The sequence below is a fragment of the Arthrobacter sp. FW306-1B-F12A genome (assembly GCF_058781865.1).
On the sequence record NZ_JBYSXD010000023.1, the window covers coordinates 58,215 to 64,815 of the forward strand.

A 6,601-nucleotide genomic window follows, 5' to 3' on the forward strand; every position below is an offset into this window, starting at 1 on the left:
TCCGAACAGCACCTGCCCGGAGTGGTTCAGAAAAGGACAGGCATGAGCGGCATCATCCGCACCTATAAGCGCGACGACGAAGCGGTCCTGCATTTCCGGGAAGCTTGGTATGACGACGAATTCAAGCAGTTCGTCATCAACCACGGGGTCGTAGGACACCAGAGCAGCACTGACGAAACCGACGTCGACGACGAATCCGCCGTCGAAGGCCTCATGACGGCCTTTGCCGCGCAATGCGAAGAAGACGGCTACGCGGAGATTCCCGAGACCGAGCAGTTTTGGGTGGTCGCTCAGATCGCGCTCAAGACAAAGGACGGTACCGACCGCGACCGCTACCTTGAACGCAAGGCGAAGGCCGCCCTGACGAGCGAACTGGCCTGGCGCGGTTTGGGTACCGTGGATCGATCCGATATCAGCGACTCGAAGCTCAACATTTTCTGTCTGTGCCCGGATGTCAACAAGGCCGTCAACGCCATCAAGGTGTGCATCAGGGGAGAAGACCTGGACTTCACCAAGCTGAGCATCGCGGCGGCGCCCCATGCCGAACCCACCGCATTCAAAGTAAAACACTCGCCGAAAACGGGCGCGGGCTTTACCCTCTAAGGACCACATCACCGCTTCGAAGGGACACGCATGGCGCCCAAGAGCAACTGGCCCGGACACACTCCGCTGCCCAAGGGCTTGTCCGCTCCCGCACGAAGGGCACTCGCCCACGAAGGTCTGGAAACCCTGGAACAACTCGCCGAGTTCGGCGAGGGACGGGTCGCGGCCCTGCACGGCATGGGACCCAAGGTCATGGCCCAGTTGCACGATGCGATGGAAGAGGCGGGAATCGCCTTCGGATCCTGAGCGGCGGACCCGCCCCCGCGGTCGTTGTAGGGTGAAACCATGACTGAATATCGCCGTCTTGGAAATTCCGGATTGACCGTCTCAGTAGTCGGTTTGGGGTGCAACAATCTCGGGCGGGCCAATACGGCCACTGAATCGCAGGAGGGTACCAACGCGGTAGTGCACGCCGCCTTGGACGCCGGAGTGACGCTTTTCGATGTTGCAGACGTCTACGGCCGGGAGCCTGGCCTCAGCGAGACCATGCTGGGCGTCGCCCTGAAAGGTCGCAGGGACGACGCCGTCGTGGCCACGAAATTCGGCATGGACATGCACGGCGCCAACGGCAACGATTTCGGCGCCCGGGGATCGCGCCGCTACATCATCCAAGCAGCCGAGGCATCGCTGCGCCGCCTCGGCACGGACTGGATTGACCTGTACCAGTACCACACCCCGGACCCCCTCACCCCGGTTGACGAGACCCTCGCAGCCCTCGATGACCTCGTCACAAGCGGCAAGGTCCGGTACCTCGGCCATTCCAATCGTGCTGGGTGGCAGATCGCCGAAGCCGAATACGTCGCACGGATACAGGGCGGTGCACGGTTCATTTCGACGCAGAACCACTACAACCTTCTGGACCGCCGCGCGGAACTCGAAGTCCTTCCGGCCGCCCAGGCTTTCGGGCTCGGTGTCCTGCCGTATTTCCCCCTGGCGAACGGGCTCCTGACGGGCAAGTATGCTCCAGGCAGCGCCCCGGAAGGATCGCGCCTCAGCCACACGCGGACCAACATGGTCCACGACGCCGACTGGGTCCAGTTGGGCAGGTTCAGCCAATTCGCCAAGGAGCGGGACCTGAACGAACTGCAGCTGGCCTTCTCCTGGCTGGCCGCCCAGCCCGCAGTCAGCAGCGTCATTGCGGGAGCCACCCGCCCGGAGCAGATCGCAGAAAACGCGAAAGCCGTGCGCTGGGTGCCCACGGCGGAAGAACGTGCCGAAATGGACGACATCTTCCCGCGCACGCCCAAGGTAGCCCTTTTCTAAGGAGCGTTCCATGAGCGGGGAGCAGGCAGCGGCTGCAGGCCGGCGCGAATCCGTGAGCTTGCTGGTGGACTGCGACACAGGAATCGACGATGCCCTCGCCATCGCCTACCTGTGCAGCCAGCCGCAGGTGGAACTCGTCGCAGTGAGCAGCACTCCGGGCAACGTCGGGGCGGAGCAGGTGGCACGCAACAACCTGTCCCTGCTCGAGTTGTGTGGCCGCCCTGACGTGCCCGTTGCCATCGGGGCCCGGGCTCCGCTGCGGATCCCGCTGACCACCACGCCGGAAACCCACGGTCCCCAAGGCGTGGGCTACGCCGAGCTACCGGAACCGCGCGGACAACTGAACGGCGTCGACGCCGTCGAGCTTTGGGTCGAAGCGGCCCGGTCACGGCCGGGGGAGCTGACCGCCCTGTTGACGGCGCCCCTCACCAACTTTGCCCTCGCCCTGCGGGCCGAGCCGCGGCTGCCGGAGCTGCTGCGCGGCGTCGTGATCATGGGTGGCAGCTACTACTACCAGGGCAACACGACGCCCACCGCCGAGTGGAACACCCACGTTGATCCGCACGCAGCCGCCGAGGTGTTTGCGGCCTTCTCCGGACTTCCCGAGGAGTGCCTTCCGGTGGTGTGCGCCTTGGAGACCACGGAACGGATCGAACTGACGCCCGGGCACGTGGCGGCCTTGGCTGCCGAGGCGGTTTGCACGGAGCCGGAACTTGTCCTCCCGGAGCAGCCGGAGGGACGGCGCAGTACTGCGTCCAACGAACTCGTGCGGCACCTCAGCGATATGCTGCGCTTCTATTTCGAGTTCCACCGAAAGTACGGCCAAGGCTACCTGGCGCACATCCACGACTACTTCGCGGCGTCCGTCGCCGCACGCACTGCCAGGTACAGCACCCGCACGGCCACAGTGCACGTCGAGACGGCGGCCCCCAAGCTCATCGGAACCACCGTGGCGGACTTCCGCGGACTGTGGGGCGAGCCTCCCAACGCGCGCATCGTCTCGGAAAACCACCCAAGCGAAGCCTTCGCCGAACTGGTGCGCGCATTGGGCGGCCTTGCCCGGAGCCTGCCGGGTTCTTGACGCCGGAACGCTACCCGGCGGCCGGCTTCGACGCGATCCCGGGAGCCAGGAAGCGTTTGCCGTTGACACGCTCGGAGGCGCCCACCCGATCCAGATACGGTGTGATGCCGCCCAGGAACATCGGCCAGCCGGCGCCGAGGATGACACAGAGGTCAATGTCTTCAGGCCCGGCCACCACGCCTTCGGACAGCATGAGTCCGATTTCCTCGGCGAGGGCGTCCTGCGTGCGACGAAGGACCTCCTCGGAAGTGGACGGCGTGGTGCCGAAGGACATGAGTGCCAACGTGTCGGCCGGGATGACCGGCTGTCCGTCAGGACCCGGAGCCCAGAGTGACTTCACGCCGTTGTCAACCAACTTCTGCAGGTTCTGGGATACCGCAAAACGCTCGCCGAAGGCAGCGTGCAGCGATTCCTGGACGTGCTGGGCGACCGGAAGGCCTACCATCGCGCTGAGGGTGAACGGACTCATCGGCAGGCCCATGGGGCGAAGCGCCGAATCGGCGACGTCCGCCGGCGTCCCTTCGTCGAACGCGGCAATGACTTCGCCCATGAGCCGCAGCAGGATCCGGTTGACAACGAAAGCGGCGGCGTCCTTGACCAGCACGGCTGTCTTCTTCAATCCCTTGGCGAGCTCGAACGCGGTGGCCAGCACGGCGTCGTCGGTCTTCGGGGCACGCACGATCTCCAGGAGCGGCATGACGGCGACGGGGTTGAAGAAGTGGAACCCGACCAGGCGTTCCGGGTGCTGCAGATCCTCAGCCATCGCCGTCACGGACAGCGAGGACGTGTTGGTAGCGAGGATGCACTCGGGGGAGACAATGGCCTCCACTTCGGCGAAGACCTGCTTCTTGACGTTGAGTTCTTCGAAAACTGCTTCAATGACGAAGTCCGCGTCGGCGAATGCCTCTTTGGAGACGGAGCCGCTGACGAGGGCCTTGGTCCTGTTCGCGGCGTCGGAGCTGATCCGCTTCTTGCCGAGCAGCTTGTCCACCTCCGCATGGACGTAAGCAACTCCCTTGTCCACGCGTTCCTGGTCGATGTCCGTCAGGACCACGGGCACTTTGAGCTGGCGCGCGAACAGCAGGGCGAGCTGGCTCGCCATCAGGCCGGCACCGACGACGCCGATCTTCGTCACGGGACGCGCGAGCTTGCGGTCGGGCGCACCGGCAGGCCGCTTGGACCGTTTCTGCACGAGGTCCAGGAAGGCGTAGACGGTGGAGCGGAACTCGTCCGTCTGCATCAACTCTGCGAGGGTCTCGCATTCCAGGGCCGCGGATTCCGCCTTGCCCATGGTCCGGTTGGCCTCGAGGATATCCAGCACCTTGGCCGGAGCCGGTGATGCGTTTGAGGTTTTGGCTTCCACGAACGCACGGCCCGCAGCTACGGCGCCGGCCCAGCGTTCGACAACCGAGGGGTCCTCCGGGTCCACGGAGTTGCTCCGATCCGGGACGGCCTCGCCCGCGATCACTTTCGCGGCCCAGGCAATGGACTGCTCCACGAAATCCGCGGGTTCGAAGATCGCGTCGGCAATGCCCAGCTGGAAAGCCTGGGGACCGGTGAGCGCGCGGTTGTTGCTCAGCGGATTCTCGATCATGACCTTGACGGCGTTTTCCGGGCCGATGAGTCGCGGCAGGATGTAGACGCCGCCCCAACCAGGGACGAGTCCGATGAAGGCTTCGGGCAAAGCGAGGGCACCGGCGCCCGTCGAGACCGTGCGGTACGTGGACTGGAGGGCGATTTCGAGGCCGCCTCCGAGCGCGAGGCCGTTGATGAAGGCGAAGCTGGGAACACCCAGATCGGCGAGCGTCGCGTAGACATCGTGGCCCAGTTGCGCCATCCACAGGCCGTGTTCCCGCTCTTCGAGTCGCTTGACCGCAGAGAGGTCCGCGCCGGCCACCAGGAAGTATGGCTTGCCTGTGACGCCGACGCCGACGATCTCGCCGCGCGCAGCGCGATCCTTGAGGCCTTCAAGTACCGTGCCGAGCTCGACGAGGGTATTGGGTCCGAGGGTGGTGGGCTTGGTGTGGTCCAGGCCGTTGTCGAGGGTGATCAGGGCGAACGTTCCGGCGTTGCCGGGGAGTTCGATGTCCTGAACGTAGGAGTGGGTCACGGTCTCGTCCGGGAACAGTCCGGCCAGTTTCTGGAATTCTGCGGCGCTCATGCTGCGGCTCCCTTGCTCTCGGTCTCGACGGCGGTCTCGGTCTCGCTGTTGTAGCTGTTGTGGCTGTTGTAGTCGGGGTGGTGCGGGTTCTCCCAGATTACTGTGGCACCCATTCCCAAACCGATGCACATGGTAGTGATGCCGTACCGGACGGACGGGTCTTCCTCGAACTGGCGGGCCAGTTGATTCATGAGCCGAACGCCGGATGATGCGAGGGGATGCCCGACGGCGATCGCTCCGCCGTAGCGGTTGACGCGAGGGTCGTCGTCGGCGATTCCGAAGTGGTCCAGGAAGCTCAGGACCTGAACCGCGAAGGCCTCGTTGATCTCGAAAAGGTCGATGTCCCCGATGCCGAGTCCGGCGTTCTTGAGGGCCTTCTCAGTGGCCGGGACCGGGCCGATACCCATGACCTCGGGTTCGACCCCCGCGAAAGCATAGGAGACCAGGCGCATTTTCACGGACAGGCCGAGCTCTTCGGCAGCCTCCGCGGAGGCCAGGACTGCCGCCGTCGCGCCGTCGTTCAAGCCGGCCGCGTTGCCTGCAGTGACCCGGCCATGGGCCCTGAACGGCGTACGCAGCTCCGCGAGGTCTTCAACGGTGGTCCCGGGCCGCGGCGGCTCATCGACGGTGTTCACTGTCCAGCCTTGTCCGGGCTTCATCGTGGCGACCGGGACCAAGTCGGGCTGGATCTGTCCCTTGCCGTAGGCGGCGGCGAGCTTTGCCTGGGACGCCGCTGCGTAGGCGTCGGTTCGCTCTTTGGTGATCGACGGGAAGCGGTCGTGCAGGTTCTCGGCGGTGTTGCCCATGTTCAGGGCGGCTGGATCGACGATCCGCTCGGACATGAACCTGGGGTTGGGATCCGCGCCCGCGCCCATGGGGTGGTTGCCCATGTGCTCCACGCCCCCGGCGATCACGACATCGTACGCGCCGAAACCGATGCCGCTCGCCGTCGTCGTGACCGCGGTCATTGCTCCGGCACACATGCGGTCGATCGCAAAGCCGGGCACGCTGCGGGGGAGGCCGGCCAGGAGGGCCGCAGTGCGGCCGATGGTCAAGCCTTGGTCGCCGGTCTGCGTCGTGGCGGCGATGGCGACTTCGTCAACGCGTTCGGCGGGCAAGCCCGGGTTGCGTCGCATCAGTTCCCGGATGCACTTGACCACGAGGTCGTCGGCGCGGGTGCCTGCATAGATGCCCTTGTCGCCCGCTTTGCCGAATGGCGTCCGGACACCGTCAACGTAAACGACGTCGCGGACTGTCCTCGGCTTGGCGCTGTTCCCGGTTTGGCTCATGTGTGACTCCTCGTTGAGACATAGATGCCGGACAGCCCTCACGGGGGAAGCCGGTGTCATTTACCGCCATGTTACTCGCCAGTAACTTAGCGCGCAAGGAGATCCGCGCTCACATATGACGGCCTTTGGTCCGATCCTCGCTCGCGTATGACCGGTTTCCGGCGGACCCTCGCTCACGTCACCGAGCGGGGGTCGGGCCGGGAG

The 6,601-nt window shown here is 65.2% G+C and carries 6 protein-coding genes; 4 read left to right on the forward strand and 2 right to left on the reverse strand.

The window, feature by feature from the left end; all coding sequences use genetic code 11:
- Window positions 1-42: 42 nt before the first annotated feature.
- The 4 genes from AC3WJU_RS12790 to AC3WJU_RS12805 are packed head-to-tail and all read left to right on the forward strand — an operon-like array spanning window position 43 to window position 2,947.
- The gene (locus AC3WJU_RS12790) at window positions 43-603 is read left to right on the forward strand and encodes a hypothetical protein (protein ID WP_059389101.1); all 561 of its coding nucleotides are present in this window, start codon (window positions 43-45) and stop codon (window positions 601-603) included.
- Window positions 604-633: 30 nt separating this feature from the next.
- Entirely contained in the window at window positions 634-849 is a 216-nt protein-coding gene (locus AC3WJU_RS12795) for a helix-hairpin-helix domain-containing protein (protein ID WP_028266791.1), read from the forward strand.
- Window positions 850-888: 39 nt separating this feature from the next.
- The gene (locus AC3WJU_RS12800) at window positions 889-1,866 is read left to right on the forward strand and encodes an aldo/keto reductase (protein ID WP_284990709.1); all 978 of its coding nucleotides are present in this window, start codon (window positions 889-891) and stop codon (window positions 1,864-1,866) included.
- A gap of 10 nt (window positions 1,867-1,876) precedes the next feature.
- Window positions 1,877-2,947, forward strand: coding sequence for a nucleoside hydrolase (locus AC3WJU_RS12805; RefSeq protein WP_492260031.1), 1,071 nt, complete (start codon window positions 1,877-1,879; stop codon window positions 2,945-2,947).
- Window positions 2,948-2,957: 10 nt separating this feature from the next.
- Here AC3WJU_RS12805 and AC3WJU_RS12810 read toward each other — a convergent pair whose 3' ends face one another.
- Window positions 2,958-5,108, reverse strand: coding sequence for a 3-hydroxyacyl-CoA dehydrogenase NAD-binding domain-containing protein (locus AC3WJU_RS12810; protein ID WP_492260032.1), 2,151 nt, complete (start codon window positions 5,106-5,108; stop codon window positions 2,958-2,960).
- Window positions 5,105-6,397 carry a thiolase family protein gene (locus tag AC3WJU_RS12815; protein WP_492260033.1) on the reverse strand — a complete coding sequence of 431 codons (1,293 nt, stop codon included), beginning with the start codon at window positions 6,395-6,397 and terminating at the stop codon, window positions 5,105-5,107. The genes AC3WJU_RS12810 and AC3WJU_RS12815 overlap by 4 nt, the downstream gene beginning before the upstream one ends.
- Between the last annotated feature and the right edge of the window lie 204 nt (window positions 6,398-6,601).